General features: G+C 73.6%; 32 protein-coding genes. 16 read left to right on the top strand and 16 right to left on the bottom strand.

What is annotated here, in order from left to right; all coding sequences use genetic code 11:
• Nucleotides 1-14 precede the first annotated feature (14 nt).
• From AB0M93_RS39365 to AB0M93_RS39380, 4 genes are read left to right on the top strand one after another with little or no spacing between them, the layout of a single operon-like run.
• Nucleotides 15-401, top strand: coding sequence for a VOC family protein (locus AB0M93_RS39365; protein ID WP_364284160.1), 387 nt, complete (start codon nt 15-17; stop codon nt 399-401).
• Nucleotides 401-721, top strand: coding sequence for a metalloregulator ArsR/SmtB family transcription factor (locus AB0M93_RS39370; RefSeq protein ID WP_364284163.1), 321 nt, complete (start codon nt 401-403; stop codon nt 719-721). Before AB0M93_RS39365 ends, AB0M93_RS39370 begins: the two co-directional genes overlap by 1 nt.
• Nucleotides 718-1,194 carry an SRPBCC domain-containing protein gene (locus AB0M93_RS39375; protein WP_364284165.1) on the top strand — a complete coding sequence of 159 codons (477 nt, stop codon included), beginning with the start codon at nt 718-720 and terminating at the stop codon, nt 1,192-1,194. Before AB0M93_RS39370 ends, AB0M93_RS39375 begins: the two co-directional genes overlap by 4 nt.
• Entirely contained in the window at nt 1,175-1,783 is a 609-nt protein-coding gene (locus tag AB0M93_RS39380) for a TetR/AcrR family transcriptional regulator (RefSeq protein ID WP_364284168.1), read from the top strand. The genes AB0M93_RS39375 and AB0M93_RS39380 overlap by 20 nt, the downstream gene beginning before the upstream one ends.
• Here AB0M93_RS39380 and AB0M93_RS39385 read toward each other — a convergent pair.
• A complete protein-coding gene (locus tag AB0M93_RS39385; RefSeq protein WP_364284171.1) occupies nt 1,763-2,539 on the bottom strand; it encodes an SGNH/GDSL hydrolase family protein in 777 nt (258 codons plus the stop codon). The genes AB0M93_RS39380 and AB0M93_RS39385 overlap by 21 nt on opposite strands.
• 109 nt (nt 2,540-2,648) lie before the next feature.
• Here AB0M93_RS39385 and AB0M93_RS39390 point away from each other — a divergent pair, with 109 nt between their 5' ends.
• Nucleotides 2,649-3,224: a dihydrofolate reductase family protein gene (locus AB0M93_RS39390; protein WP_364284174.1), complete on the top strand. Its 576-nt coding sequence runs from the start codon at nt 2,649-2,651 to the stop codon at nt 3,222-3,224.
• Between the two features lie 61 nt (nt 3,225-3,285).
• Nucleotides 3,286-3,960 (top strand): class I SAM-dependent methyltransferase, encoded by a 675-nt coding sequence (locus AB0M93_RS39395; RefSeq protein WP_364284176.1) that lies wholly within the window; start codon nt 3,286-3,288, stop codon nt 3,958-3,960.
• Here AB0M93_RS39395 and AB0M93_RS39400 read toward each other — a convergent pair.
• Nucleotides 3,950-4,459, bottom strand: a complete 510-nt coding sequence (locus AB0M93_RS39400; RefSeq protein WP_364284179.1) for a CGNR zinc finger domain-containing protein — start codon at nt 4,457-4,459, stop codon at nt 3,950-3,952. The genes AB0M93_RS39395 and AB0M93_RS39400 overlap by 11 nt on opposite strands.
• 25 nt (nt 4,460-4,484) lie before the next feature.
• Here AB0M93_RS39400 and AB0M93_RS39405 point away from each other — a divergent pair, with 25 nt between their 5' ends.
• Nucleotides 4,485-4,649, top strand: coding sequence for a hypothetical protein (locus AB0M93_RS39405; RefSeq protein WP_354826453.1), 165 nt, complete (start codon nt 4,485-4,487; stop codon nt 4,647-4,649).
• Between the two features lie 13 nt (nt 4,650-4,662).
• Here the strand turns inward: AB0M93_RS39405 and AB0M93_RS39410 are convergent, their stop codons facing one another.
• Nucleotides 4,663-5,019 carry a darcynin family protein gene (locus AB0M93_RS39410; protein ID WP_364284182.1) on the bottom strand — a complete coding sequence of 119 codons (357 nt, stop codon included), beginning with the start codon at nt 5,017-5,019 and terminating at the stop codon, nt 4,663-4,665.
• Complete coding sequence (locus tag AB0M93_RS39415) at nt 5,009-5,908, bottom strand: NAD(P)H-binding protein (RefSeq protein ID WP_364284185.1); 900 nt, start codon at nt 5,906-5,908, stop codon at nt 5,009-5,011. Before AB0M93_RS39415 ends, AB0M93_RS39410 begins: the two co-directional genes overlap by 11 nt.
• Before the next feature lie 105 nt (nt 5,909-6,013).
• On the opposite strand from AB0M93_RS39415, the gene AB0M93_RS39420 reads away from it, so the two are divergent.
• The gene (locus AB0M93_RS39420; protein ID WP_364284188.1) at nt 6,014-6,934 is read left to right on the top strand and encodes a LysR family transcriptional regulator; all 921 of its coding nucleotides are present in this window, start codon (nt 6,014-6,016) and stop codon (nt 6,932-6,934) included.
• Nucleotides 6,935-6,940: 6 nt separating this feature from the next.
• Here AB0M93_RS39420 and AB0M93_RS39425 read toward each other — a convergent pair whose 3' ends face one another.
• Entirely contained in the window at nt 6,941-7,975 is a 1,035-nt protein-coding gene (locus AB0M93_RS39425; RefSeq protein WP_364284191.1) for a site-specific integrase, read from the bottom strand.
• A 95-nt stretch (nt 7,976-8,070) separates the two neighbouring features.
• On the opposite strand from AB0M93_RS39425, the gene AB0M93_RS39430 reads away from it, so the two are divergent.
• Complete coding sequence (locus tag AB0M93_RS39430) at nt 8,071-8,415, top strand: YciI family protein (protein ID WP_364284194.1); 345 nt, start codon at nt 8,071-8,073, stop codon at nt 8,413-8,415.
• The gene (locus AB0M93_RS39435; protein ID WP_364284196.1) at nt 8,412-9,632 is read left to right on the top strand and encodes an RNA polymerase sigma factor; all 1,221 of its coding nucleotides are present in this window, start codon (nt 8,412-8,414) and stop codon (nt 9,630-9,632) included. The genes AB0M93_RS39430 and AB0M93_RS39435 overlap by 4 nt, the downstream gene beginning before the upstream one ends.
• On the opposite strand, the gene AB0M93_RS39440 is transcribed toward AB0M93_RS39435, so the two are convergent.
• Nucleotides 9,605-12,325, bottom strand: coding sequence for a P-loop NTPase fold protein (locus AB0M93_RS39440; RefSeq protein ID WP_364284199.1), 2,721 nt, complete (start codon nt 12,323-12,325; stop codon nt 9,605-9,607). The genes AB0M93_RS39435 and AB0M93_RS39440 overlap by 28 nt on opposite strands.
• A gap of 147 nt (nt 12,326-12,472) precedes the next feature.
• On the opposite strand from AB0M93_RS39440, the gene AB0M93_RS39445 reads away from it, so the two are divergent.
• Genes AB0M93_RS39445 through AB0M93_RS39455 form a run of 3 tightly spaced genes read left to right on the top strand, consistent with a single transcriptional unit; the run spans nt 12,473 to nt 14,325 of the window.
• Complete coding sequence (locus AB0M93_RS39445; RefSeq protein WP_364284202.1) at nt 12,473-13,534, top strand: hypothetical protein; 1,062 nt, start codon at nt 12,473-12,475, stop codon at nt 13,532-13,534.
• 9 nt (nt 13,535-13,543) lie between these two features.
• On the top strand, nt 13,544-13,894 hold the full coding sequence (locus AB0M93_RS39450) for a metalloregulator ArsR/SmtB family transcription factor (RefSeq protein ID WP_364284205.1): 351 nt from the start codon (nt 13,544-13,546) through the stop codon (nt 13,892-13,894).
• Nucleotides 13,891-14,325 carry an SRPBCC family protein gene (locus AB0M93_RS39455; RefSeq protein ID WP_364284208.1) on the top strand — a complete coding sequence of 145 codons (435 nt, stop codon included), beginning with the start codon at nt 13,891-13,893 and terminating at the stop codon, nt 14,323-14,325. Before AB0M93_RS39450 ends, AB0M93_RS39455 begins: the two co-directional genes overlap by 4 nt.
• A gap of 4 nt (nt 14,326-14,329) precedes the next feature.
• On the opposite strand, the gene AB0M93_RS39460 is transcribed toward AB0M93_RS39455, so the two are convergent.
• The 4 genes from AB0M93_RS39460 to AB0M93_RS39475 are packed head-to-tail and all read right to left on the bottom strand — an operon-like array spanning nt 14,330 to nt 17,258.
• Nucleotides 14,330-15,058 carry an SDR family oxidoreductase gene (locus tag AB0M93_RS39460; RefSeq protein ID WP_364284211.1) on the bottom strand — a complete coding sequence of 243 codons (729 nt, stop codon included), beginning with the start codon at nt 15,056-15,058 and terminating at the stop codon, nt 14,330-14,332.
• On the bottom strand, nt 15,055-15,693 hold the full coding sequence (locus AB0M93_RS39465) for a VC0807 family protein (RefSeq protein WP_364284214.1): 639 nt from the start codon (nt 15,691-15,693) through the stop codon (nt 15,055-15,057). Before AB0M93_RS39465 ends, AB0M93_RS39460 begins: the two co-directional genes overlap by 4 nt.
• On the bottom strand, nt 15,690-16,283 hold the full coding sequence (locus AB0M93_RS39470) for a TetR family transcriptional regulator (RefSeq protein ID WP_364284216.1): 594 nt from the start codon (nt 16,281-16,283) through the stop codon (nt 15,690-15,692). The genes AB0M93_RS39465 and AB0M93_RS39470 overlap by 4 nt, the downstream gene beginning before the upstream one ends.
• A 45-nt stretch (nt 16,284-16,328) precedes the next feature.
• A complete protein-coding gene (locus AB0M93_RS39475) occupies nt 16,329-17,258 on the bottom strand; it encodes an AraC family transcriptional regulator (protein WP_364284218.1) in 930 nt (309 codons plus the stop codon).
• Nucleotides 17,259-17,338: 80 nt separating this feature from the next.
• Here AB0M93_RS39475 and AB0M93_RS39480 point away from each other — a divergent pair, with 80 nt between their 5' ends.
• Nucleotides 17,339-18,160: an NAD(P)H-binding protein gene (locus AB0M93_RS39480; RefSeq protein ID WP_364284221.1), complete on the top strand. Its 822-nt coding sequence runs from the start codon at nt 17,339-17,341 to the stop codon at nt 18,158-18,160.
• A gap of 17 nt (nt 18,161-18,177) precedes the next feature.
• Nucleotides 18,178-18,630, top strand: a complete 453-nt coding sequence (locus AB0M93_RS39485) for an anthrone oxygenase family protein (RefSeq protein WP_364284224.1) — start codon at nt 18,178-18,180, stop codon at nt 18,628-18,630.
• Here the strand turns inward: AB0M93_RS39485 and AB0M93_RS39490 are convergent.
• Genes AB0M93_RS39490 through AB0M93_RS39510 form a run of 5 tightly spaced genes read right to left on the bottom strand, consistent with a single transcriptional unit; the run spans nt 18,627 to nt 22,575 of the window.
• Nucleotides 18,627-19,112 carry a GyrI-like domain-containing protein gene (locus AB0M93_RS39490; RefSeq protein WP_364284227.1) on the bottom strand — a complete coding sequence of 162 codons (486 nt, stop codon included), beginning with the start codon at nt 19,110-19,112 and terminating at the stop codon, nt 18,627-18,629. The genes AB0M93_RS39485 and AB0M93_RS39490 overlap by 4 nt on opposite strands.
• Nucleotides 19,112-19,447 (bottom strand): YciI family protein, encoded by a 336-nt coding sequence (locus AB0M93_RS39495; RefSeq protein ID WP_364284230.1) that lies wholly within the window; start codon nt 19,445-19,447, stop codon nt 19,112-19,114. Before AB0M93_RS39495 ends, AB0M93_RS39490 begins: the two co-directional genes overlap by 1 nt.
• A gap of 1 nt (nt 19,448) precedes the next feature.
• Nucleotides 19,449-20,213, bottom strand: a complete 765-nt coding sequence (locus AB0M93_RS39500) for an alpha/beta hydrolase (RefSeq protein WP_364284233.1) — start codon at nt 20,211-20,213, stop codon at nt 19,449-19,451.
• Nucleotides 20,210-21,484, bottom strand: a complete 1,275-nt coding sequence (locus AB0M93_RS39505) for a sigma-70 family RNA polymerase sigma factor (RefSeq protein ID WP_364284235.1) — start codon at nt 21,482-21,484, stop codon at nt 20,210-20,212. Before AB0M93_RS39505 ends, AB0M93_RS39500 begins: the two co-directional genes overlap by 4 nt.
• Before the next feature lie 20 nt (nt 21,485-21,504).
• On the bottom strand, nt 21,505-22,575 hold the full coding sequence (locus tag AB0M93_RS39510) for a TetR/AcrR family transcriptional regulator (RefSeq protein ID WP_364284238.1): 1,071 nt from the start codon (nt 22,573-22,575) through the stop codon (nt 21,505-21,507).
• 86 nt (nt 22,576-22,661) lie between these two features.
• On the opposite strand from AB0M93_RS39510, the gene AB0M93_RS39515 reads away from it, so the two are divergent.
• On the top strand, nt 22,662-23,831 hold the full coding sequence (locus AB0M93_RS39515) for a cytochrome P450 (protein WP_364284241.1): 1,170 nt from the start codon (nt 22,662-22,664) through the stop codon (nt 23,829-23,831).
• Here AB0M93_RS39515 and AB0M93_RS39520 read toward each other — a convergent pair.
• On the bottom strand, nt 23,814-24,590 hold the full coding sequence (locus AB0M93_RS39520; protein WP_364284244.1) for a TetR/AcrR family transcriptional regulator C-terminal domain-containing protein: 777 nt from the start codon (nt 24,588-24,590) through the stop codon (nt 23,814-23,816). The genes AB0M93_RS39515 and AB0M93_RS39520 overlap by 18 nt on opposite strands.
• Nucleotides 24,591-24,611: the final 21 nt, after the last annotated feature.

Here is a 24,611-nt window from a genome sequence, read left to right on the forward strand (position 1 = left end):
GTAATGTCGGCGGCATGACGATCACCCACGTGCAGTTCCTGACCCTGCCGGTCGCCGACCACGCCCGCGCGCGGGACTTCTACGTCGGCAAGCTCGGTTTCGAAGCGCTCGTCGACCGCCGCACGCCCGAGGGCGGCCGGTTCGTGCTGGTCGCGCCGAAGGGGGCCAAGACCGGGATCGTCCTGACCGACCAGCAGGTCACCGGCGCCGGCGGCGGGCCGCAGCACTTCCAGCTGCAGACCACCGACCTCGACGCCGACGTCGCCGCGCTGCGGGCGGCCGGAGTCGAGGTCGCCGAACCGGAGACGCGGCCGTGGGGCCGGGCGACGTCGTTCCGGGACGCCGACGGCCACACCCTCGGCCTGCTCGAGCCGTCGGACTTCGGCGCCGTGCCGCGCTGATGCCGGTCAACGACGACGTCTTCGCCGCGCTGGCCAGCCCGGCGCGGCGCGAGGTCCTGCGGCTGCTGCTCGACGGGCCGATGGCCGCCGGCGCGATCGCCGAACAGTTCGCGATGGCCCGGCCCAGCCTTTCGGAACACCTGCGGGTGCTGCGGGAGGCGGGCCTGGTCACCGAGCAGCGCCAGGGCCGCAACCGCGTCTACCGGCTCGACGCGGCCCCGCTGGAGGAAGTCGCGGACTGGCTGACCCCGTACGAACGCTTCTGGCGCACCAAGCTCGCGAGCCTGCGTGACCTGCTGGACGAGGAGGACGACCGGTGACCGACGACGACCCGGCGGCGGTGCACGTCGACCAGTTCCTCGCCCACCCGGCGGGCAAGGTGTGGCGCGCACTGACCGAACCGGAGCTCCTCGAACGCTGGCTCGGGATGCCCAACGACATCAAGCCCGTGGTGGGGCACCGGTTCGAGCTGCTGGCCGAGCCGGTGCCGGCGGCCGGGTTCGCCGGCGGCCCGGTGGCGTGCGAGGTCCTCGAGGTCGAGCCCGAGCGCAAGCTGAGCATCCGCTGGGGTCCGCAGTGGACGGTCACCTGGCGGCTCGAGCCGGAGGGCACCGGCACCCGGCTGTTCCTCAGCCACGAGGGATTCGACCCGGACGACGAGTTCCAGCGTGTCTCGCGGCGGATCATGGGCGCCGGCTGGCGCTCGCACGTGCCGCGGGCCTTGGCCCGGTTGCTGGACACGCTGCCCGCTTCGCCCCCGTTACGATCGGGTGGTGACCCCCGCCGCCGCTGAACCCGATGCGTCGAAACCGCTGCGCGCCGATGCCCGGCGCAACCGGGCGCGCGTGCTGGAGGCGGCCGAGAGCGTGTTCGCCGCCAAGGGCACCGGTGCCCCCACCGAGGAGGTCGCGCGGGTCGCCGGCGTCGGCATCGGCACGGTGTTCCGGCACTTCCCGACGAAGGAGGCGCTGCTGGAAGCGGTGCTCGCCGCCCGGCTGCGCCGGTTCGTCGACGAGGCCGAAGCGGCCGTCGCGGCGGAGTCCGCGGACCCGGGTGCGGCGTTCTTCACCTTTCTCACCGGCTGGGTCGAGATGTCCAGCGCGAAGAACGCCTACTTCGAAGCCCTCACCGCGGCCGGCGTCACGGTCCCGGTGGCCAAGTCCGACATCGGCGCGCGGCTGATGTCGGCCCTCGGCGTGCTGCTGTCACGGGCGCAGGAGGCGGGTGCGGTCCGCGGCGACCTCGTCGCCGGCGAGCTCATCCCGGTGATCATCGGGGTCGCGCGGGCCGCGGAGTACGCCGGCCCGGACGAGCCGCTGCGCGACCGGGCCGTGACGATCCTCTTCGACGGCCTCCGCCCGTCAGCGAGGCAGGGGCGCTGAGTCCACCGGCGCCAGAACCGGGCGCTTCGCGGTGAGCGTGTCGCCCGAGGATTCGCCCCGAAGCCGCCGCCGCACCCACGGCAGCGCGTGCTCCTGCGCCCACTTCAGGTTCTGGCTGCGTCGCGCGGCCGGGCTCAGCACCTCGCGCGGCCCCAGCTCGGTGGCGGCCAGCGGGTGTTCGACGCCGAGCGCGGCCAGCACGGCGATGGCGACCTCGGTGTGGCCGTAGGCGTTGAGGTGCAGGCGGTCCGGTGCCCACAGCCGCCGGTCGCGCAGCTGCCGCATGGCCCACATGTCCACCAGCAGCGCGTCGTGGCGGGCGGCGATGGCGCGGACGAACTCGTTGTAGATGGCGACCCGGCCGCGCATCTTGCGGAACAGGGCGTCCTCGACGCCGTCGACGCCGGTGAACAGCACCAGGCGCGCGCCGGTCGCGCGGATCTTCGCGACGGCGGCTTCGTAGTCGGCCATCAGGCCGTCGATGTCGACCTTGGGCCGCATCAGGTCGTTGCCGCCGGCGTAGAGGGTGACCAGGTCGGGGTCCATGGCCAGCGCGGGCTCGAGCTGCTCGCCCAGGATCTGCGGCATCAGCTTGCCCCGGATCGCGAGGTTGGCGTACCGGAAGCCCGGCTCGCGCGCGGCGAGCTGCTCGGCGACGCGGTCGGCCCAGCCGCGCACGCCGTTCGGGGCGGCGGGGTCGTCGTCACCGACGCCTTCGGTGAACGAGTCCCCCAACGACACTAAGCGCTTGCTCATGTGTCCAGTGTAGGCAGACCGCCGAAGAACGTTCCGGAGGAGTGTCGGATCGGGGCGGTGCCGTTCGTGGCAGGGGTGACGACCGGCCCGCTTCCCCCAAGGAGACCCCATGACCGCCACCTACACCTTCGACGTCTTCGCCACGCTCGACGGCTACGCCAACCACAGCGGCGACTGGGGCGGCTACTGGGGCAAACAGGGCCCTGAATTCCTGGCCCACCGCGCCGCCGCCTACCGCGACCCGCTGCGCATGGTGCTCGGGGCCAAGACGTACTCGTCCAACGCGCCGTTCCTCGAGGCGGACTTCGACCACGGGCGGCTCGACGAGTGGATCACCCGCATGTTCGGCTCCCCGGTGACGGTGTTCTCCAGCCGGCTGACCGAGCCGCTCGGCTGGCCGGACACGACCATCGAGGCCGGTGACCCGGTCGAGGTGGTCAGGCGCCTCAAGGCCGAGTCCGACGTGCCCCTGCGCTCCCACGGCAGCCTGACGCTCAACCGGGCGATGCTCGGCGCCGGCCTGGTCGACGTCATCGAGCTGACCGTCTTCCCGGTGCTGTCCGGGAAGACCGGCGTCGCCCGGGTCTTCGACGGAGTGGACGACTTCGACCTCGAACTGCTCGAGGCCCGGACCTTCGACGGCCACACGCAGGTGCTGACCTACCGGCCGGCCCGGCACGGCTGACCGGTTCCGCTCGGCGCGGAATCCGTGGACCGCTGCGCCCGCGGCCCGGTACACGGGAAAGGTGACCGACTACGACGCGATCGCCGACTGGTACGAAACGACGCTCGTCCCCACCTGGCGTGCGGACCCGCTGGAGTTCGGCCCCACCCTGCGGGAGCTGCTCGGGCCGGGCACCGGAACGTGCCTCGAGCTGGGCTGCGGCACCGGCGCCCACGCCGGGCGGATCCGGGAGCTCGGCCGCACACCGCTCGGCATCGACGTCTCGGCCGGGATGCTGCGGCACGCGGCCGCGCGGTTGCCGGTCGTGCGGGGCGACGCCACGGCGCTGCCGGTCGCCTCCGGGACACTGCCGGCCGTCGTCGCGATCATGGTCCACACCGACATGCCCGCCTACCCGGCGGTGCTGCGCGAGGCGGCCCGCGTGCTGGCACCGGGCGGGGTGTTCGTGCACGTGGGCGTGCACCCGTGTTTCTGCGGCGGCTTCGCCGACCGCACCGACGGCCGGGCCGTCGTCATCCGGCCCGGCTACCGGGAGCCCGGCTGGACGAAGGAGTCGTGGACCGACCAGGGGCTGCGGGACAAGGTCGGCGCCACCCACCTGCCGCTGCCGGCCCTGCTGGACGCGGTCCTCGCGGCGGGGCTGGTGTTCGAGCGGTTCGCCGAAGGCGGCGTGCCGACGCCGACGGTTTTCGCGTGGCGGGCGAGAAAGCCCCGCCTCGGAGGAACTAGCAGCTGACCTGCCGGGCCCGGTGCTCGGCCACGTGCACCCGCGTCGCACACCGGGTCGAGCAGAACCGGCGACGCCCGTTGCGCGAAGTATCGACGTACGCCGTTTCGCAGCCTTCGCGGCTGCAGATGCCCAGGCGGTCTGGTGCCTCGCACACCAGGTGCGCGAGGCCGCCCGCGGTGTACGCGCGCACCCGGCCGACCGGGCCCGCGTCCGCCGCCGAGTAGTGCAGGTGGGGCGGCTTGCCGTCGTGAGTGGTGATGTACGGACGGCAGGCCGCTTCAGCCAGCAGCTCGTTGACCAGGTCCGGCCGGGCCGCCGGTTCGGCGGCGAACACCGGCCGCAGGCGATGGGCCCACGCGCCGATGCGCGCCGCTTCGTCGCCGGTCAGGCCCTTGATGGCCATGCCGTTGCGGACCATGCCGTCGAGGCGCTCGCTCGCGGAGCCGGCGTTGACCAGGTCGGCGGCCACGAGCGCAGCCGGACCGCCGTAAGGGTTGAAGTGCACAAAGCCATTACAGCACGATCGGGGCATGGATCGGAACCGTTGCCCCCGCTGCGGCTGGCCGCTGGCCGAACTCACCGCGGCCCGGCCCGTCACCCACCGGCTCGACTACGTGCGCTGCGTCTGCGGCAGCTGGCTCGCCCGCCTCGACGGCGAAGTCGTCGGCGCCACCCGCGCGCGGCTGACCCCGTGAGGCGGCCGGCGCGTCAGGTGGCGAGGGACGCCACCGGCTCCACGCCGTAGGTGTGCGCGTACCCGTTCTCGGTACCCACCAGCAGCTCCACGACGTCGAAGTAGCGGTCCCAGAACGGGGTCTCGCGCAGCGCGTCGACCAGCAGCCGGTAGGCCGCGTGGTCCTCGGCTTCCCAGACCCAGACGTCGGTGACCCGCGCCGAGTAGAACTCCGTGTCGTAGAACCGGGACCGGACGCCGTGGGTACGGGCCTCGATCACCGGGACGACCTCGGTGGTGAAGGCGTGGATGCGTTCGGCGACGGACATCGCCAGCCACTCGGGTGTGGTCTTGACCAGCATGAACGCGGTGACCGGGAGTTCAGCGGGCATCGACGGCCTCCGCGGTGACCAGCGGCTTCAGCACGTCCGAGCACCACTGCGCGAACCCGGTGTCCGCGCGCGGACCACGCTCGGCAACCGCGTCCAGGCCCTGGTCCTTGGCGCGCTTCATCTCGACCATGCCCTCGACGAAGGTGGCGTCGAGGCCGTAGCCGAGCATCGCGGACCGCAGGTCGTCGAGCGATTCACGCTGGTAGCGGACCGGGCGGCCCAGCTGCTCGGTCATGATGCGGGCCAGGTCGGCGGGCGCGAGGTCCTGCGGGCCGAGCACCGGAACACTGCCGGTGCCGGTCCACGAGCGGTCCAGCAGCAGCCCGGCCGCGGCCGCCGCGATGTCGGCGACGGCCACCAGCGGGGCCTTCCGGTCCGCGGCGACGGTGTCGGTGAAGACGCCACGCTCCCGGATGGAGCCGGCCTCCTCCAGCAGGTTCTCGTAGAAGGACGGGCAGGCCAGGGCGCGGTAGGCGACGCCGGAGCCGGCGATCAGGTCGTCCACGGCCAGGGTGGCGGTGACCAGCCCGGCCCGGCCGGCCAGTGGGGTGCCGCGGCCGAGCGCCGAGACACCCACGACGTGGCCGACGCCGTGGGTGGCGAACGCCCGCGCGGCCGGGGCGGTGAAGCCGCGGTAGGCCTGGTCGGGTGGGACAGAGCCGTCCGGCGGCACCAGCCAGAAGATGGCGTCGGCTCCGGCGAAGGCGCGGTCGACGGTTTCGGCGTCGCCGTGCGAGCCGGTGATCACCTCGACGCGGCCGCGCACGGCCTCGGGCAGCCGGGCGGGATCGCGGGCCACGACGCGCAGCTTTTCGTCGGGGGCGGCCTCGATCAGCAGGGACAGCAGCCGCCGGCCGATGTTCCCGGTGGGGGCGGTGATGACGATCATGAAAACCTCGTTCGATCGGATCGGTTCGACCCCTTCAGCGTGCTGATCCGGACCGCATTGCCACAATGGGAACTTCAGCATCCGATCATTGCCCGGAACGGAATGATGCCGGTGAGCACCCTCGACGCGAATCTGGCGGTCGCCCTCGACGCCCTGTTGACCGAACAGAGCGTCACGCGGGCGGCCGCGCGGCTGCAGACGTCCCCCGCGGCGATGAGCCGCACGCTCGCCCGGCTGCGCCGCGTGCTGCAGGACCCGCTGCTGGTGCGGGCCGGGCAGGCGATGGTGCCGACCCCGCGGGCCGAGGCGTTGCGGGACGAGGCCGCCGCCGTGGTCCGCCGGCTCGAGGCACTGCTCACGCCGAGCGGCGGGATCGACCCGGCGGCACTGCGGCGCACCTTCACCGTCCAGGCTTCGGATCTGGTCGGCGCCGCGCTGGCGCCGGGACTGCTGGCGCTGGCCCGGCGCGAGGCCCCGGGCGTCTCGCTCCGGGTACTGGCCGAGGAGTGGGAAGCCGGCCCCGCGCTGCGCGAAGGGCGGGTCGACCTGGAGGTCGGGGCGATCGACCACGTCGACCCGGAGACCCGGGTGGAAGACCTGGTGCAGCTGCGGATGGCGGCGGGTGTCCGTGCCGGGCACCCGCTCGACGGCGAAAACCTGACCCCCGCCGCGTTGGCCGCCGCCGAGCACGTGACGGTCAGCCGTCGCGGCCGGTTCACCGGCCCGCTGGACGCGGCCTTGGCCGAACACGGCCTCAGCCGGCGGGTCGGCGTGGTGCTGCCCAGTCACCTGGCGGCGATGGCGCTGGCCGCGGCCGGAGATGCCGTGTGCCTGGTGGCGGTCGAGCGGCCGGGCGAGCCGCCGTCACCTCTGGGTGATCCGGCGCGGGGGATGGGGCTGCGCCTGCTGGACATCCCGCTGCCGCTGCCGCCGGTGGTGATCGGCATGGCGTGGCACCCGCGCCACACCGCCGACGGCGGGCACCAGTGGTTGCGCGGTGCCGTGCGCCGGGTGCTGCGGCCCTGACGGGGTTCAGAGGTCGAGCGCGCCCGCGGCGTTGTCGTTCCACTGGTCGACGCGGCGGATGTACTCGTACAGCGCCCGGCTGCCGCGCACCCAGCGGCCCTGGTCGGCGATCGCCAGGTCGTCGGCGCCGGCGCGGCGGGCCTCGGTGGCGAACCCCGACCGCAGGGAGTGCCCGGTCACCGGGTACGGCAGGCCCGCGCGGACCCCGGCCCGGGTGAGGATCTGGTTGACGCCGGTCGTGGTCAGTGCGGGCGTGCCGACGTTGCCGTGCCGGTCGACGCGGCGGAACGCCGGTCCTTCGGTGATCCCGGCGCCGGATCGCCACGCGTGCCATGCCCGCACGGGGTCGGTGTCCGGGCTTTCCCGCCGCGGGACCACCATGTCGCCGGTGCTCTTGCCGTGCCGGACGGTCACCGCCAGCCCCCGGTCGTCGACCGGCTGGACGTCGGTGACCAGCAGGTTCGCCAGATCGGAGCAGCGGGCCGCGATCGGGAAGCCGATCAGCAGCATCGCCCGGTCGCGGGCGCCGGCGAGGGTGTCCGGGCACGCTCGCGACATCGCCCGCAGGTCGGCGAGGGTGACCATGGTGGCCTTGCCGCGGCCGCGCTGGACGCCCTCCCGGGCGAGGCGCTGCCGGTACCCCTTCAACGCCCGCCACGCCGCGCGGCTCGCCTCCGGGTCGACGACGACCTTGTGGTGGCGCAGCCCCGCGAGCGCCCCGGTGAGCCGCCGTTCGATCGTCGAGGGCGCCGCCGGAGCGGCCCGTTCGGGCACCTCGGGCACGGCTCGCTCGCCGGGCCGCAGCGTGCGGCCGCGTTCGAGCCACACGACGAACCCGGTCAGCGCGCCGATCGACGCCGACAGCGGCGGAATCCCGGCCTCGGCGGTGTAGTCCCGCCACACCTGCCAGTCCTGGGCGTAGGCCTTGAGCGTGTTGGGCGGCCGCTGCTCGTCGACGTGCCGGGCGGCCACGGCGTCCAGCAGCGCCAGCCGGTCCTGCGGGCTCAGCGCGACGTCGATCACCGGTTCCAGGTCGGGCACGCGCCGAGGGTACGGGAAGATCCCGCCCGGGAGTGTCGATCCGCGCCGGGCCCGTTCGTCTCAGCGGTGACGGCACCCGTTCCGAGGAGGACGACGTGAAGCAGTACCTGCTCAGCATCTACCAGCCCGACGGCCCGACCCCGCCGCCGGAGGTGCTCGAGGGCATCATCGAGAAGCTCGACACCCTCAACGCCGACCTCAAGGCGGCCGGGGCCTGGGTGTTCGCGGGTGGCCTGCACCCACCCGCGACGGCGACCGTGCTGCGGGCCGGCGACGGCGGCACTCTCGTCACCGACGGCCCTTTCGCCGAGGGCAAGGAGCACCTCGGCGGGTTCACCATCATCACCGCGCCCGACCTCGACGCCGCCCTCGCCTGGGGCGGTCGGCTCGCCGACGCCGTCGCACCGCTGCCGGTCGAGGTGCGGCCGTTCCGCGGATGAGCGTCGAGGCGGTGTTCGCCGCCGAGTACGGCCGGGCGGTGTCGGTGCTCGTGCGGGTCTTCGGGGACATCGACGTCGCCGAGGAAGCCGTGCAGGACGCGTTCGCCGAAGCGGTCCGGCGGTGGCCGACGGCCGGGCTGCCGCCGAGCCCGGCCGGCTGGATCATCACCACCGCCCGCAACCGCGCCATCGACCGCCTCCGCCGCGAAGCCGCGCGGGCGGACAAGCACGCCCAGGCCGCGTTGCTGCACGCCGCTGTGTTCGATACCGAAGCCGAGCCCGTGGAGGAGGGCGCCGTGCCCGACGAACGGCTCCGGCTGATCTTCACGTGCTGCCACCCCGCGCTGGCCCGCCCGGCGCAGATCGCGCTGACGCTGCGGCTGCTCGGCGGCCTGACCACCACCGAGATCGCGGCCGCCTTCCTGGTCGCCGAGCCGGCGATGGCCCAGCGGATCGTCCGCGCGAAGAACAAGATCCGCGACGCCGGCATCCCGTACCGCGTCCCGCGCGACGCCGACCTGCCCGCGCGGCTGGCCGCGGTGCTCGGCGTGCTGTACCTGATCTTCAACGAGGGGTACACCGCCAGCGCGGGGGCGGACCTGGTCCGCGACGACCTGTGCCGCGAGGCGATCCGGCTCACCCGCGTCCTGGCCGGCCTGATGCCCGACGAGCCCGAGGTGCAGGGCCTGCTGGCGCTGATGCTGCTCATCCAGTCGCGCCGCGCCGCGCGCACCACCGCCGACGGCGCGCCGGTGCTGCTGGCCGACCAGGACCGGACCCGGTGGGACGCGGGGCTGATCGCCGAAGGCCAGGACATCGTCCGCGGCTGCCTGCGCCGCAACCAGCCGGGCCCGTACCAGATCCAGGCGGCGATCCAGGCCGTCCACAGCGACGCACCCACGGACTGGGCGCAGGTCAAAGCGCTCTACGACCAGCTGCTGGCGGTGACTCCGACGCCGGTGGTGGCGCTGAACCGGGCGGTCGCCGTGGCGGAGGTCGACGGGCCGGCCGCGGCGCTGGCGCTCGTCGACGACCTCGGTCTCGCCCGGTACCCGCTGTTCCACGCGATCCGCGCGGACCTGCTCGCGCGCCTGGGCCGGCGCGAAGAAGCGGCCGCGGCGTACACGACGGCGATCGAGCTCACCGGCAACGCCGCCGAGCGTGACCTGCTGCGGCGCAAGCGGTCCGCTCAGGGCGTGCCGGGGGACAGCACGTAGGAGAACCGGCGGACGCGCGGCACCCAGGTCTGGAAGACGCTGACGTCGGGGAGCGTGATCGACGGTGCGAGTTCGGTCAGGCTGCGGTGCAGGTGCGCCCAGTGCGTGACCTCGCCGGCGGGGATCGGGCCGATGGCCTCGCTGCGCCACCGCTCGGCGTCTTCCACCGGTTGCAGGTCCGCCACGAAATCGGTCCACGGCGTCTGCGGTGCCCGGCGGAGCAGCGCGTCGGCGAACCGGCCGAGCAGGCGCCCGTGCGCGGTGCAGGTCCCGAGCAGCACGACCACGGCTTCGAACTCGCCCCCGAGGAAGGCCGCTGCCGGCGAAAGGTCCCGCGTCGCCCGCAGCATCCGGTAGAGGTTGATCAGGCGCTTGGCGTCCCGGGGCGTGTCGACCAGCCGGTCCAGGCGGGCGAGCAGGGCGATCTCCGGTTCGGTCAGGGGACGCGGTTTCGCGGGCGGCTCGGCCGGATCCAGCTGCGCGGCGACCTGTGAGCCGGGCTCCACCGGCAGGTCGGTGGCCGGGCGGTCCCAGGTGGCCGCCGGCTCCGGCTCCGGTTCGGGCGGCGGGCCGGGCGTGGGGGCCGGGGGTTCGATCATGCCGTCCAGCAGCCGGCGGAGGCTGCCGGCAGGCATCCGGGGCAGGACCAGCGGGATGTTGAGAATCTTCTCCAGGTAGTCCTCGGGTGTCACGTGCCAGCCGTCGGCCCGCACGAGGGGGTCCGCCTCGATGAGCCGGTCGTAGTGCGAGCTCAGCGACCGCAGCAGCCAGCGTGGGTCGACGCCGACGACCACCACGAACAGGTCGAACGCGAGCAGCAGGTGCACCGCCTGCAGCACGTCGACGACCTGGCGGGGGCTGCAGCGGTCGAGGTCGTCGATGTAGAGCACGATCCGGTCCAGCGGCCTGGTCCCGTCGTCGTCGCCGTCGATCATCAGCGCGACGAGCTTCTCGAAGTCCTTGCGGATGGTGGAGATCAGGCCCAGGTTGCCGTGGTAGTCGTCGGTGCGGGAGCGTTCGGCGAGGAAGGCGTAGAGCCGCCGTCCCGGCGTCAGCTCGGTGAGCTGCCGCCCCAGTTCGCCGATCCGGGCGACGACCTCGGCCAGCTGCCGTTCGGCGATCTGCTGCTCGGCGTCGGCCTGCCGCAGGGCGGCGACCTCCCGGCGCGCGGTGTCGTCGAGGCCGTTCTGCAGGTCTTCGGCGAGGGTCCGCAGCCGCCGCAACCCGGCGCGGGCGGCCCGCACCAGCGTGAGCCCGGCGGCGGCGAGGGTGCCGGCCACGGCGCCGACGCCGATCAGCCAGCTGCGGATGTCCGGCACGAACGCCGTGAAGCACGCCCCCGCCACCAGCACGACCCCGGCGACGACCAGCGCGATCCGGCCCTGGCGGTAGCGCGAGATCCGGCTCAGCTCTTCGGTTTCCGCCCGGGTGTCCCGGAGTTCGCCGGCCAGCAGCCGGCCCTGCTCGGCCACATCGCCGACGCCGAGCTTGCGCCACACCTCGGCGTACTGCTCACGCAGCACCGGCGACTTCGCCAGCGCCCGGACCAGGTCGAGGGCCCGCGTCCGGCGGCTGCCGCGGGCTTCGCCGATCTTGAGCTTGAGCGCGGCAGCCTCGGCCTGGGCGCGTTCGGTCACCGCGGTCAGCTGTTTGCGCTGCTCGAGTTCGCCGGCGAGCCGGTCACGCAACCGGGCGCCTTCACGCAGCCGCGCCTGGTGCTCGGCGTCCGGTTCGCCCGGCTGCCGGACCGGTTCGGCGAGCTGGCGGAAGATCTCGTCGCCGAGGCTGGCCCAGAGGTTGGCGTCCGCGTAGTGCCAGGCGTTGAACCCGACCTGCGCGATCTTCCGGCACTGGCCGGGCTTGCCCTCCAGTTCTTTGACCTGGCCGCGCAGCATGCCCATGAAGAAGCTCTTCCCGGCACCCCATTCGCCGAACACCCCGATCGACAGCGGCAGCGGGGTGTCCTTCGCGGCGATCACCGTGGCCAGCATCGAGACGTAGGTCTTGACTTCGAGGTGATCGCGTGACAGCGGGATGCATTCGTTGGGGTCGACGAGGTCCTTGGTCACACCGCCGGCGAGTTCGTCGGCGGAGAACCCGTTGACGGTGTAACTCCTGGGGAGGTGGGCGGCCGTCCACTGTTCGGCGATGGTGTTGACCTGGTCTTCGCGGAGGGAGAAGAAGACCACCCGGCGCACGGTGGAGTGGGCGATGAGTGCGCCCTCGATGAGGGCGTCGGCCGCGACTTTCGTGGCCATGCCCAGCTGGCCGGTGGCGAACAGCGGTAGCGCGATGGACGTGGCCCCGGCCTTGGCGGCGGTGCGGATCGCGGCTTCGGCCGCGGTGGCGATCGCCGTGGGGGTGGCCGAATTGCGCTGGTCCGGGGCGTGGGGTGTGGCGAGCACGGCCAGGCGCAGCTGCAGTCCGTCGTTCTGGCCGCTGAGGTCGAGCAGCGCCGGGGCGTCCGGGGTGACCTTGCCCAGGGGGACGGCGTCCCAGTCCACGTCGGGAAACACGTCCTGCAGGGCCAGGGCGAGCTGGCCGAACCCGGCGCCGACGGAAACCGCCAGCGCGTCCACGGGCAGTTCCCAGGGTCGGTTGGTCAGGGCGACGCCGTAGGAGACGCCGTCGACGGTCCGGAGCGGGGTCACCTCGGGCGGCGGGGAGGGGTGCACAGTTTCAGACTCGCCCATCCACCCTCCGTCGTTACGCCCGGGGCCACCAGGGTGTTCTGAGTTGGGATATGTGACCTTATCCAAACTCAGGCATGACGACAGTAATCTCTTGATTTTGAACAGTAGTTTCTAGTTCTGATCAGAAGCTTTGGTAGGGTCCTGATCATGACGGAAGACGCAGGTCAGGTGCGGGTGTGCGAGTACCGGAGGTGTGGAGCGGCACTGCCGCCCGCGGTGGGGCGCGGCAGCCGGGCTCGGTTCTGCCAGGACGGAAAGACCTGGGGGCGGCGCAACCTCAGCTGCCGCGACGCCGAGGCCGTGCTGTCGGACGCCGAGTCGCTGCGGGAGAGCGACACCGAGCTCGACGACACGGCCGTCACGGCACTGGCGGGCCAGGTCGACCGGGTACTGGAACCGGCCCGCGGGCTCGTCGAGACCCTCACGACGCTGCGCCACCAGCTCGAGGCGACGACCGCGGCCGCTCTGGCCGAACGGGACGCGGCCCTGGCCGAGGCCGACGAACACCGCCTGCAGCGTGGCCGCGCGGACGCCGAAGCCGCCCAGGCCCGGGACGCGGCCGAGACGGCCGTCGCCGCGGCCGCCGCGGCGGAGAAGGAGAAGGCGGCCGCGCTGCGGGAGCGGGACGAGGAGCTGGCTGCCCGCCGTGCTGCGGTCCAGGAGCAGCAGCGGGCCGAAGGGCAGCTGGCGGCGGTGCGGGACGAACTCGCCCGCGTCGCCGATCGTGCCGACGCATCCGCGGCACTCGCCGGTGAACGCGCCGCGGTGATCGCCACGCTGACCGCCGAACTGGCCGCCACCCGGACCGCACTGGAGGAGGAACGCGGCCGCGGCCAGGTCGCCGCGGCGCGGGCGGAGGTGGCCGAAAACCGCGCCGACGCCGTCCAGGAACGGCTCGATGCCGCAGGTGCCGAGCACGCCAAAGCCGTCGCGGCCCACGAAGCCGCGCTCGACCGGGCTCGCGCCGAAGCCGAGCGCCGGCAGGCCGGGTTCGACCAGCGGCTGGCGGAACTGCAGGCCGCGCACGAGCAGACCGTGCGGTCGATGCACGAAACCACGACGAACCTCGGCGCCGAACTGCGTGCGGTACTGGGCCGGGCGGACGCCGCCGAACGCGAACTGGCGGGTGTGCTGGCGGTCCTGCGTGAGGCGCCCGAGCTCCCGGAGATACTTAATCAGTTACTTGACCGTTGGCCGGAGCGGAGCTAACTTAAGTACATGCTTAACCATGAGGAGGCGCTCGACCTGGTGTTCCGCGCTCTGGGTGACCGGACGCGGCGGGCCATGGTGGAGCGGCTCGTGCGTGGCCCGGCGTCGGTCAGCGAGCTGGCCGAGCCGCTGACCATGTCGCTCGCCGCCGTCGTCCAGCACCTGCAGGTGCTGGAGACCGCCGGGATCGTGCGGTCGGAGAAGGTCGGCCGGGTCCGCACCTGCCGGATCGAGCCGGAGGCACTGCGCGCCGGCGAGCACTGGCTGGGGCGGCAGCGCACCACGTGGGAGAGCAGGCTCGACCGGCTCGGCGACTTCCTCGCCGAGCCGCCCGGAACGTCGGAAGGGAGCACGACATGACCGTCTTGCACAGCACGTTCAGCCTCGAACGCACCTACCCCGTGCCGCCCGAGCGGGTGTTCGCCGCCTGGGCGGACCCGGTGGCGAAGGAGCGCTGGTTCGTTTCCGCGGGCTCGCACGAACTCGACTTCCGCGTCGGTGGCCGGGAAACCATCGACGGCCGCACACCGCAGGGCGGCGCGATGAACTTCGTCGCGACGTTCCACGACATCGTGCCGGAGCAGCGGATCGTCTTCTCGGGCACGCTCACCGGCGACGGCGCGCTCGCGACCGTCTCGACGACGACGGTGGAGCTGTTCGGCGAAGGCGAGGGCACGCGGCTGGTGCTCACCGAGCAGGACACCTTCCTCGACGGCGCCGAGAAGCCGGAGTGGCGCGAGCAGGGCACGGGCGAGTGGCTCGACCGGCTGGGCGCCGAACTGAAGTCGTGACGGTTCAGTCCGCCATGAGGGGAACTTCGGGTGCCGGGACCACGGTGGCGTGCTGCCCGGCTTGCACCGCCCACACCTGCCCGGTGCCGGGGCCGGCCAGCACGGTTTCGACCGCGGCGGCGACCGCGTCCGGGTGAGCCAGGTGCAGGCCCCGGTTCCGCAGCGCCTGGCGGTACGGGGCGAGTACGGGGGTGTCGACCAGGCCCGGGCACAGGGCGTTGATCCGGATGCCGTCGGCGGCCAGCGCCGGGGCGGCCGACCGCGTCAGGCCGATCAGCGCGTGCTTGCCGGCCGCGTAGAACAGGTCCGGTGATCCGGTGAGGCCGGCGATGCTGGCCATGACGGCGATGGATCCGTGACCTTGCCGTCGCAGCGGGGGCAGGCAGGCGTGCAGGCCGTAGACGACGCCGTCGAGGTTGGTGCGCAGGGTGTAGCGGTAGCGCTCGACGGTGAAGTCGTGGAGCCCGCAGCGGCCGGGGACGGCGGCGTTGAGCACGACGTTGTCGAGCCGCCCGAAGGCTTCGAGGGTCGCGGTCACCGTGCGGGTGTTGTCCGCCGGTTCGCCGACGTCCGTGGGGACGAAGAGGCCGCCGACCTCGGCGGCGACGGCCTCTCCCGCGGCCGTGTCCCGGTCGGCGATCACGACGCGGCCGCCGGCGCGGTGGAACCGGCGCGCGGTCGCCGCGCCGATCCCGCTGGCGCCGCCGGTGATCAGCGTGACCGCGCCGGTCACCGGGTCGCTGCCACGGGGGTGAGCTGCACGCCCTCCAGCCGCAGCCCGTGGCGGCGGAGGAAGGCGCGGCCGAGGAGGCGCTGGCCGAGCACGAGCGCGGCGAGCGTCACCACCAGCAGGGCCAGTTCGGCGACGGGCACCGCGTCCACCGGCAGGGTCAGCACGAGCACCGCCCGCAGTGCCGCGTCGAGCAGGCACGCCGCCGCCCAGAGGGCGCTGCACAGGCGCAGCAGGCGGCGAAACGGCGGGTGCTCGTCCCAGTTGCGGCCCCAGGTGCGCTGCTTGTCCCGGTCGAGGACCGTCTTCGCCGCCTCGTACAGGAACGGGCGCCGCGCCCACACGGTGACCAGGAGGAACACCCCGAGCGCCCCCATCAGCACCACGCCGCGCAGCAACAGCGCGCGCGGGCTGCCGCTGATGAAGGACCCGGCCACGGTGACCGCCATGGCCCCGAGCACGAACCAGCGCACGCCGCCGATCCGCTGTCCGGCCGCCAGGTCGCGCAGCCCGGCCACGACCGGGATGGCTGCTCCGGCGAGCAGGGCGAGCAGCTGGTCCACGCCCGCGGCGCGCAGCCCGTAGAACAGCGCCAGCGGCGCGAGCACCTCGGCCAGGGTGCCGTTGAGCCGCTTCACCGGGCCACCGCCAGGGTGAACGTCGTGACGGTTTCGCCGGTGTAGGCGTCGAAATCGAAGTCGGGTTCGTCGCGCAGCCGGCGTGCGGCGCCGTCGACGGCGCCGCGCATCAGCACCGCCATCGACCGGACGTCGAAGTCGCGGAATTCGCCGCTCGCCTGCCCTTGGGCGAGGAGCTTCTCCAGGCTCTGCACGCTGACTTCCTGCGCGCTGACCGAGGTGTACGGCCGGCCGGTCGCGGTGCGCAGGTGCGGGCCGATTTCGGTCAGGGCCGCCATGTCGGCCGGATTTTCGCGCAGGAACTGCAGGTTGGCCTCGAGATAGGCCCGCACCTTGCCGGTCGCGGTGTCTTCGGCGGCCACCCGCTCGTTGATGAACGCCGCCCCGGCCGTGAGGACGTGCATCAGGATCTCGTGGATCAGCTCGTCCTTGTCGGCGAAGTGGTAGGAGATCATGCGCGGGCCGCTCAGCCCGGCCTTCTCGGTAATCCGGGCGAAGGACGCTTTCGCGTACCCCACCTCCGCGATCGTGTCGATCGCCGCCCGCATGATCTGCGCGCGCCGTGCCTCGTTGGTGAACGTCCGTCCCATGACCCCTCCGGAGTTTATCTGATCAGATAAACTTTACCACGGTCATTACGTCCGGGTCCGGTAGTGCTGGGGGCTGACGCCGAACTCGCGTTTGAAGGCCGTGCTGAGGGCGAAGGCGCTGCCGTAGCCGACCTGGCGGGCGATCGACGCGATCGTCGTCTCCGGGTGCTGGCGCAGCAGGTCCGCGGCCAGGGCGAGCCGCCACCCGGTGAGGTAGGCCATCGGTGTCTCGCCGACCGTGGCGGCGAACCGGCGGGCCAGCGCCGCGCGGGACACGCCGACGTCGGCGGCGAGCTTGGCCACCGTCCACGGCTCGGCCGGCTGGTGCTGCAGCAGCCGCAGCGCCTGGCCGACGATGGGATCGTCGTGGGCGCGGTACCAGGCCGGTGCCCTGGTGTCCGGCCGGTCGAACCAGGCCCGCAGCGCGGCGATGAGCAGCAGGTCCAGCAGCCGGTCGAGGACGGCTTCCTGGCCGGGGACGTCCCGGCCGATCTCGTCGGCGAGCAGCCCGGCGAGCGGGGTGGGCCAGTCGGCGGCGCGCAGGAGGATCAGCGTGGGCAGCGCGGCGATGAGCTTCCGGCTGATTTCGCCTTCCATGCCGTAGGTGCCGGTGAGCAGCACGACCGGGCCGCCGGTGCCCCAGGTGCGGACGCCGAGGTCGGCGTAGGCGGTGAGGTGCCCACCGTCGGGGGTGCGGCACTCCTGGCCGGGCAGGATCACCGCCTGCGGCGGCGTCGCCGGGTGGTCGGCGACCAGGTACGGGTCGGGGCCGCGGGCGATGGCGACGTCGCCTTCACCCAGCAGGACGGCGTCGCCGGTGTCGGGCACGATCCACGCTTCGCCGCGGACCACCGACACCACGGTCAGGGGTGCCCGGTCCTCGATGCGCAGCGACCACGGCGGGGTGAGCACCGAGCGCAGCAGGAATGCGCCGTGGGCACGCGGGCCGTCGAGCAGTGCGGCGAGGGGGTCCATGTCGCGACTGTAGACGCTGAAACATGCCATCGAGGCTCTGAGCTATGGAGAGTCTCACCTCCGGTCGCTTGACTGGGGGCATGACAACGACATTCCTGGTGGTGGGCGGGACCGGCAAGACCGGGCGCCGGGTGGCGGACCGGCTGCGGGAGCGCGGCTCGGCGGTGCGGAGCACGTCGCGGCGTGGAGTGCCACCGTTCGACTGGACCGATCGCGGGACGTGGGCGCCGGTGCTCGAGGGCGTCGACGCGGTCTACCTGACCTACTACCCCGATCTGGCGGTGCCGGAGGCCGCCGGCGACATCCGGACGTTCACCGGGCTGGCGGTGGCGGCCGGTGTGCGGCACGTGGTGCTGCTGTCCGGCCGCGGCGAGGAACAAGCCGAGGCGTGCGAAGGGATCGTCCGGAACTGCGGTACCAGCTGGACGGTCCTGCGGTGCAGCTGGTTCGCGCAGAACTTCAGCGAGCACTTCCTGCTGGACGCGGTGCGCGCCGGCGAGATCGCGCTGCCGGCGGGGACGGTGACCGAGCCGTTCGTCGACGTCCGCGACCTCGCCGACGTCGCGGTGCGGGTGCTCACCGAGCCCGGGCACACCGATGCGCTCTACGAGCTGACCGGGCCACGGCTGCTGAGCTTCGCCGACGCCGCCGCGGACATTTCGGCCGCTTCGGGACGGGATGTCCGCTACCGCGCGGTTTCCCCGGCCGAGTTCGCCGCCGCGGCCACCGGCCAGGGCGTGCCGGAGGCGGAGGTCGGCGCACTGACCGAGCTGTTCGCTCACGTCCTCGACGGCCGGAACGAATCGGTGACGTCGGATGTGGCCCGGGTGCTGGGCCGTCCGGCGACGGATTTCGCCGATTTCGCGCGGGACGCGGCGGCGACCGGGGTCTGGACGCGGTGACGGGGAAGGGGAAACCGATGTCGACGGTGGTGCTGGTGGCCGCGCTGGTCGCGGCGGGGCTGGTCGCGGGGTTGTTCTACGCCTACGCCTGCTCGGTGATGCCGGGCCTGGCGCGCGGGGACGACAGGACGTTCGTGGTGGGGATGCGCGGCATCAACGTCGCGATCGTCAACCCGGTGTTCATGGTGACGTTCCTGGGCGCGCCGCTGCTGGCGGGGGTGGCGGTGTTCCTGAACCCGGGGCCGCGGCCGTGGGTGATCGCGGGGTTCGTGTTGCTGGTGGCGATGGTGGTGCTCACCGGCGTGGTGCACATCCCGCTGAACGACGCCCTCGACGGCGGCGGTGACGACTACGCGGCCGTGCGGGCGCGGTTCGAGGCGGTGTGGGTGCGCTGGAACGTCGTGCGCGCGCTGGTGAGCACGGCGGGGTTCGGGTGCCTGGTGGCGGCCGTGCTCACCGGGCGCGGCTAGCCGGCGAGGCGGAAGAGCAGGTCGGTCACCCACTGGGCGGGGTCCGGGACTTCGCGGGGGTTGCTGCGCAGCACTTCCAGGCGCCCGCCCCACGCTTCGCCGTCCGCGGTTTCGGTGCGGTCCCACGTGAGGCCCTCGGCGGCGCCCCAGGCGAGAACGGCCTCGGTCGCGGCGGCCAAGCCGCCGGGGTCGCCGACGTAGGTGTCCAGCACGTACCGGCCAGCAGGGAGCTCGCCGAGGAAGGCGGGGCCGGCCGGGGTGTACTCGCCGTCGATCGGGACGCCGGCTTCGACGGTGAACCGCCTGCCGGGGTGGAGGACGCGGTAGCGGAAGAACGGGGCCCCGGCCGGGGCGACGCCGCCGGCGGCGAGGGTGCCGATGAGCGGGGGCAGCCGGTCGGCGATCCGCGGGAACTCCGGGAGGCCGAGGGTGGCGCGCTCGGCGACGTAGCGCTGGGCCGGCCGGTCGACGATGACGGGCATCAGGCGAAGTCCTCCGGTCCGAGCATCGGGCGGACTTCGATGCTGCCGTAGCCGGCGGCGGGGTGGCGGGCCGCGAGCTCGAGGGCTTCGTCGAGGTCTTCGCAGTCGAGGATGACGAAGCCGCCGATCTGTTCCTTGGCTTCGGTGAACGGCCCGTCGGTGAGCAGCACTTCGCCGTCGCGGACGCGGATCGTGGTGGCTTCCGAGGGCGGGCGGAGTCCCCCGCCGCCGCGGACCTTGCCGGCGCGTGCCATGTCTTCGCTCCAGCCGCCGCAGCCGTCGAATCGGTGTTCCTCGGCGGTTTCGTCGCCGCAGATCATCAGCAGGTACTGCATGTCAGCATCCTTTCAGGACTTCGCGCAGGCGCGCGGCGAAGGCTTCCGCGTCGGTGTCGAACCCGCCGTGGCCGCCGGGGAACACCTCGGTGGGGACGCCGAGGGCCCCGGCCAGCCCGACGGCGGCCTGGTGCACCGGCAGCTCGGCGGACTGCTCGCCGACGGCGACCACCAGCCGCGCCGGTGCCGCCCGGAGCGCGTCGACGTCGGGCTCGTAGGCGCCGATCGCGGGCATGAGGTGACCGAAGAAGTAGGCGAAGTTGCCTTCCGCGCGCGGGTCGAGCGATGGTGCGGGGTCGACGCCCACGACCTTCATGAACGCGGTGAAGGCGGCTTCGAGACCGTGGTCGCGGAACAGGGCGGGGATGTCGGGCCGGTCGAGCGCGCCGGCGGGCAGGTAGCGGGTGACCGGGGGTTCGTGCAGCACGGCCGTGCGGACGCCGCCGGGGTGGCGGCGCAGGTGTTCGAGCAGGGTGATCGCCCCGCCGCTGCTGGCCAGGACGTCGGCGGGGCCGACTTCGGTGAGCAGCCGGTGCACGTCGTCGGCGTGGTCGCCGACGACGTGCGGGCCCGGGGCGCCCTCGAGCGGGCTGCGGGACAGGCCGCGCGGGTCGAACGTGACGACGGTGTGGTCTTCGGCCAGCAGGGGCCGGAGGTGGGTGAACACCGCGGCGTCGGCGGGTCCGCCGGGGATGAGCAGCAGCGCCGGGCCGCGGCCGTGGACGTCGTAGGTGATGGTGGCGCCGGGGACGGAGAGGGTGGTCATGGGTGTTCCTCCGGTGGTCGGGCTTCACCCACCCGACGAACGGCATCGCCGGAGACCGACAGCGATTCCGAAATTCTTCGCGTGAGGTAGGTGCGTTCGGCTTCGGTGCCGGCGAGATCGCGGGCTTTCTCGTACCAGTGCACGGCTTCGGGGTGGCGGCCGAGGCGGCGGAGGAAGTCGGCGCGGGTGGCGGCCAGCAGGTGGTAGCCGTCGAGGGGCAGCCCGTCGAGCAGGGCGAGCCCGGCCGCGGGCCCGTCGGCCATGCCGACGGCGATGGCGCGGTTGAGTTCGACGACGGCGCTGGGGACGTGCCGGCGCAGCTGGTCGTAGAGCCCGGCGATCTGGGGCCAGTCGGTGTCGGCGGCCCGGGCGGCGGTGGCGTGGCAGGCGGCGATGGCGGCCTGGATCTGGTACGGCCCGGGCCGGCGGCGGCGCAGCGCGGTCTCCAGGACGGTGGTGCCTTCGGTGATCGCGGTGGTGTCCCAGCGGGTGCGGTCCTGCTCTTCGAGGGGGACGAGCACGCCGTCGGCGCCGGCGCGGGTTTCGCGGCGGGCGTGCTGAAGCAGCATCAGCGCGAGCAGGCCGAGGACCTCCGGTTCGTCGGGCATCAGCCGGGCCAGGACGCGGGCGAGCCGAAGCGCTTCGGCGGCGAGATCCGGGCGCAGCAGGTCGGGGCCGGCGCTGGCGGAATAGCCCTCGTTGAACGTCAGGTAGAGCACGCCGAGCACGGCGTTGGTGCGTTCGGGCAGCAGGTGCGCGGGCGGGACGCGGTAGGGGATGCGGGCGTGGCGGATCTTGCGCTTCACCCGCACGAGCCGCTGGGACATGGTCGCTTCCGGGACGAGGAAGGCGCGGGCGATCTCGCCGGTGGACAGCCCGGCCAGCGCGCGCAGCGCGAGTGCGACCTGGGCTTCGGTGGCGAGGGCGGGGTGGCAGCAGGTGAAGATCAGCCGCAGCCGGTCGTCGGTGACGCCGCTGTCGTCGGGTTCGGGGTTGTCGGGGACGGGCATGCGGGCGGCCTCCCGGAGCTTGGCGGCGCCGAGGGCGTCGCGGCGGAGCCGGTCGGTGGCGCGGTGGCGGGCGGCGGTGGTGAGCCAGGCGCCGGGCCGGTCGGGGACGCCGTCGCGGGGCCAGGTGCGCAGGGCGAGGGCGAAGGCCTCCTGGGCGCACTCCTCGGCGAGGTCCCAGTCGCCGGTGATCCGGATGAGCGTGGCCACGACCTGGCCCCACTCCTCCCGGAACGCCTCGGCGACCGCGGTCTCGACGTCCACCTTCGCTCCTTCCGCCGGTTTCACCCTCCCGACGAACGGCCGGCCCCCGGACCGACAGCCGCGGCGTGGCACGCGCCGTACCCTTCGGCGCGCGCGACGATCCGGCCGCCCTCGACGCGGACGGCGGTCTCGGTGGCGTCGCTGACCGCGGTGACGCCGGCGGCCGCGGCGAGCTCGCCGCCGGTGTCGCAGACGATCCGCAGCCGGGGCCGGGCCGGGGGCGTGATCGCCTGGTCGAGGCAACCGCGCAGGTCGGCGACGGCGAGCCGGGTCAGCGGGGCGAGTTCGCCGGGGTCGCTGGTGACGAGCACGGCGGTGACGTCGGCGCCGGCGCGGACGGCTTCTTCGAAGGCGGCGGCGCGGTGCAGGCCGAGGACCGTGACGACGCCGTCGCCGGGGCGGACGGGGTCGCCGGTCAGCAGGTCGGTCGCGGCCGGCGGGTTCCAGGGGCGGTCGTCGGGGCGGGCCTGGGTGGTGATGGGCGGCTCGGCGGGCCAGTCGTCGGCCAGGTCGAGGTCGAGCAGGGCGGCGCAGGCGGTGACGAGGTGGAACGGCTCGCCGAAGCCGGGTGCGGCGGCGGCGAGCTGGCCGGCGCCGTGCAGCGTGGTGAGCGCGGCTTCGGCGACCCGCACGAGCCGCCGCCCGGGCCGCAGGCGTTCGAGGGCGAGCCCGAGCAGGATCGCTTCGACCCGCATGAGCTGGGCGTAGGGCCGGCGGGTGTGTTCGTCGGCGAGGATTTCCGGGAGCAGGTCGCGGGCGAGGCGGGCGTCGTCGCTGTCGCTGTCGGTGGCCAGCGGGAGCCGGGCGATCCAGGCGCGGGCGAAGGCGGCCAGTGCGTCGGCGGCGCCGGGGTTGCGGGGCGGGGTGGCGGGCCGGGGGGCGCGTTCGGCGAGGTCGGCCAGCACCGCGAAGTACAGGGCGCGTTTGCCGGGGAAGTTGGAGTAGACCGCGCCGCGGGTGAGTTCGGCGCGTTCGGCGATGACGTCGATCTTCGCCTCGCGGAAGCCGCGGCGGGCGAACTCGTCGCGGGCGGCGGCGAGCACCTTCGCGCGGTTGCGCTCCTGCGTCTCCGCCCTGCTGAGCCTGACCATCGTCCTCCTTGCCGTGGCGTCGCAGGTCAAGATACCGTGACCACTGAGATGATTAGAACATCTGATGTGAGCATTTGGAGTGGTGGATGACCCCCGAGATCGATCTGACCGACGGCAAGGTGCTGACCGACCCGTTCACCGCCTACGACCGGGCGCGGGAGGTGAGCGCGGTGGCCAAGCTGGTCATCCCCGGGTTCGGCCCGTTCTGGGCGCTGACCCGCTACGCCGAAGCACGCGCGATGCTGGGCGACCCGCGGTTCGAGGTGAACTCCGTCAGCTTCCTGCGCCCGCCCGGGATCCCCGAGCACTGCCTGCGGTACATGGAGACGATGGCGGAGAAGGACGGCCCGGAGCACCGGCGGCTGCGGCGGCTGGTGGCGCCGGCGTTCACCCCGAAGCGGGCCGCGCAGCTGCGGCCGCGGCTGGCGGCGCTCACCGGGCAGCTGCTCGACGAGCTGCCCGCGCACGCCGAGGACGGCGTGGTCGACCTGGTGCCGCACTTCGCGCGGTCGCTGCCGATGGACGTCATCTGCCAGCTCGTCGGCATCCCGCACGCCGACCGGCCCCGCTGGCGCGAATACGGTGCCGCGGTCGCCGGCGGCATGGGGCCGGACTTCGCCGCGGCCGTCCCGGCGATCATCGCGGGGGCGCAGGAGGCCGTGGCGCGCAGCCGCGCCGAGCCGGGTGACGACCTCATCGGCGACCTGGTGCGCGCCCAGGACGAGGACCGGCTCACCGACACCGAGCTGGTCACCCTGGTCTGGCACCTGGTGCTGGGCGGGCAGACGCCGGTGAACCTGATCGCCAACGCCGTGGAGGCGCTGCTGCGGCACCCGGAGCAGCTGGCCCTGCTGCGGGCGGACGCCGGGTTGTGGCCGGGGGCGGTCGAGGAGCTGATGCGCTGGTGCAGCCCGCAGCTGCTGACCACGCCGCGGTTCGCGCGTGAGGACGTCGAGATCGACGGGCAGCTGATCCGCCGCGGTGAGCGGGTGACGGCGGCGATGGTGGCCGCTGACCGCGACCCGCGCGCGTTCACCGACCCGGACCGCCTTGACATCACCCGTCAGGGGCCGGCGCAGCTGGGCTTCTCGCATGGCCCGCACTTCTGCCTGGGCGCGTCGATCTCGCGGGTGCAGACGGAGGTGGCGTTGTCGGCGCTGTTCGCCCGCTTCCCGGACCTGGCGCTCACCGAGGACGTCCCCCGCGCTCCCGACGGCGGGACCTGGCGTCCGGCGCGGCTACTGCTGGCGCTCTGACACCAGCACCTCGATGCCGTCGAGGACGCGGGCGAGGCCGAAGCGGAAGGTGTGGGCGGGGTTCTCCGCGGCGTTGTGGGCCTGGCCCGCGGCCGTCCCGACCCGCGAGGCGAGGGGGTAGTGCGCCGCGTCGGCGGCCGGGATGCCGGCCAGGACCGGCGCGGCGCGCTCCCACCACTGGGCGTCGGTCAGGCCGCTGGCGCGGACCAGCCGGGCGTGGTCGAGCGAGCTGCGCGCGGTGGTGCGGACCAGGCCGGCGACGAGGGTGACCACGGCGTCCATCTCGACGTCGTCGAGGCCGATGCCCTCGACCGCGCGCAGCTCGTGTTCGTACTTGGCGAAGCTGTGGGGTCCGAGCGCCGTGCGGCCGGTGGGGACCTGCAGCAGCCAGGGGTGGCGGTGGAACAGCGCCCACAGCTGCTCGGCGATCGCGGTCAGCGCCGCCCGCCAGCCGAGGCCGGGCTCGGGGGCCGGCAGTTCGCCGTGGACGTGGTCGACCATCAGGTCCAGCAGCTCCGCGCGGCCGGGCACGTAGGTGTAGAGCGACATGGGGGAGACGCCGACGTGGTCGGCGACGCCGCGGATGGTGACGGCCTCGATGTCGTCGGCGTCGGCCAGCGCCACCGCCGCCTGCACGACGTCGGCGGTGGTCAGTTTCGGTTTCGGGCCCCGGCGCGGGGGTGCCGAGACGCCCCAGAGCAGCTCGATCGCCCGTCGGGGGTCGCCACCGCCGTTGTCCTGCGTGCGCACGCCGGCCATTCTGCCCACCTGATTCCCGTA

The organism is Amycolatopsis sp. NPDC051102 (assembly GCF_040682815.1).
Classification (GTDB): domain Bacteria; phylum Actinomycetota; class Actinomycetes; order Mycobacteriales; family Pseudonocardiaceae; genus Amycolatopsis.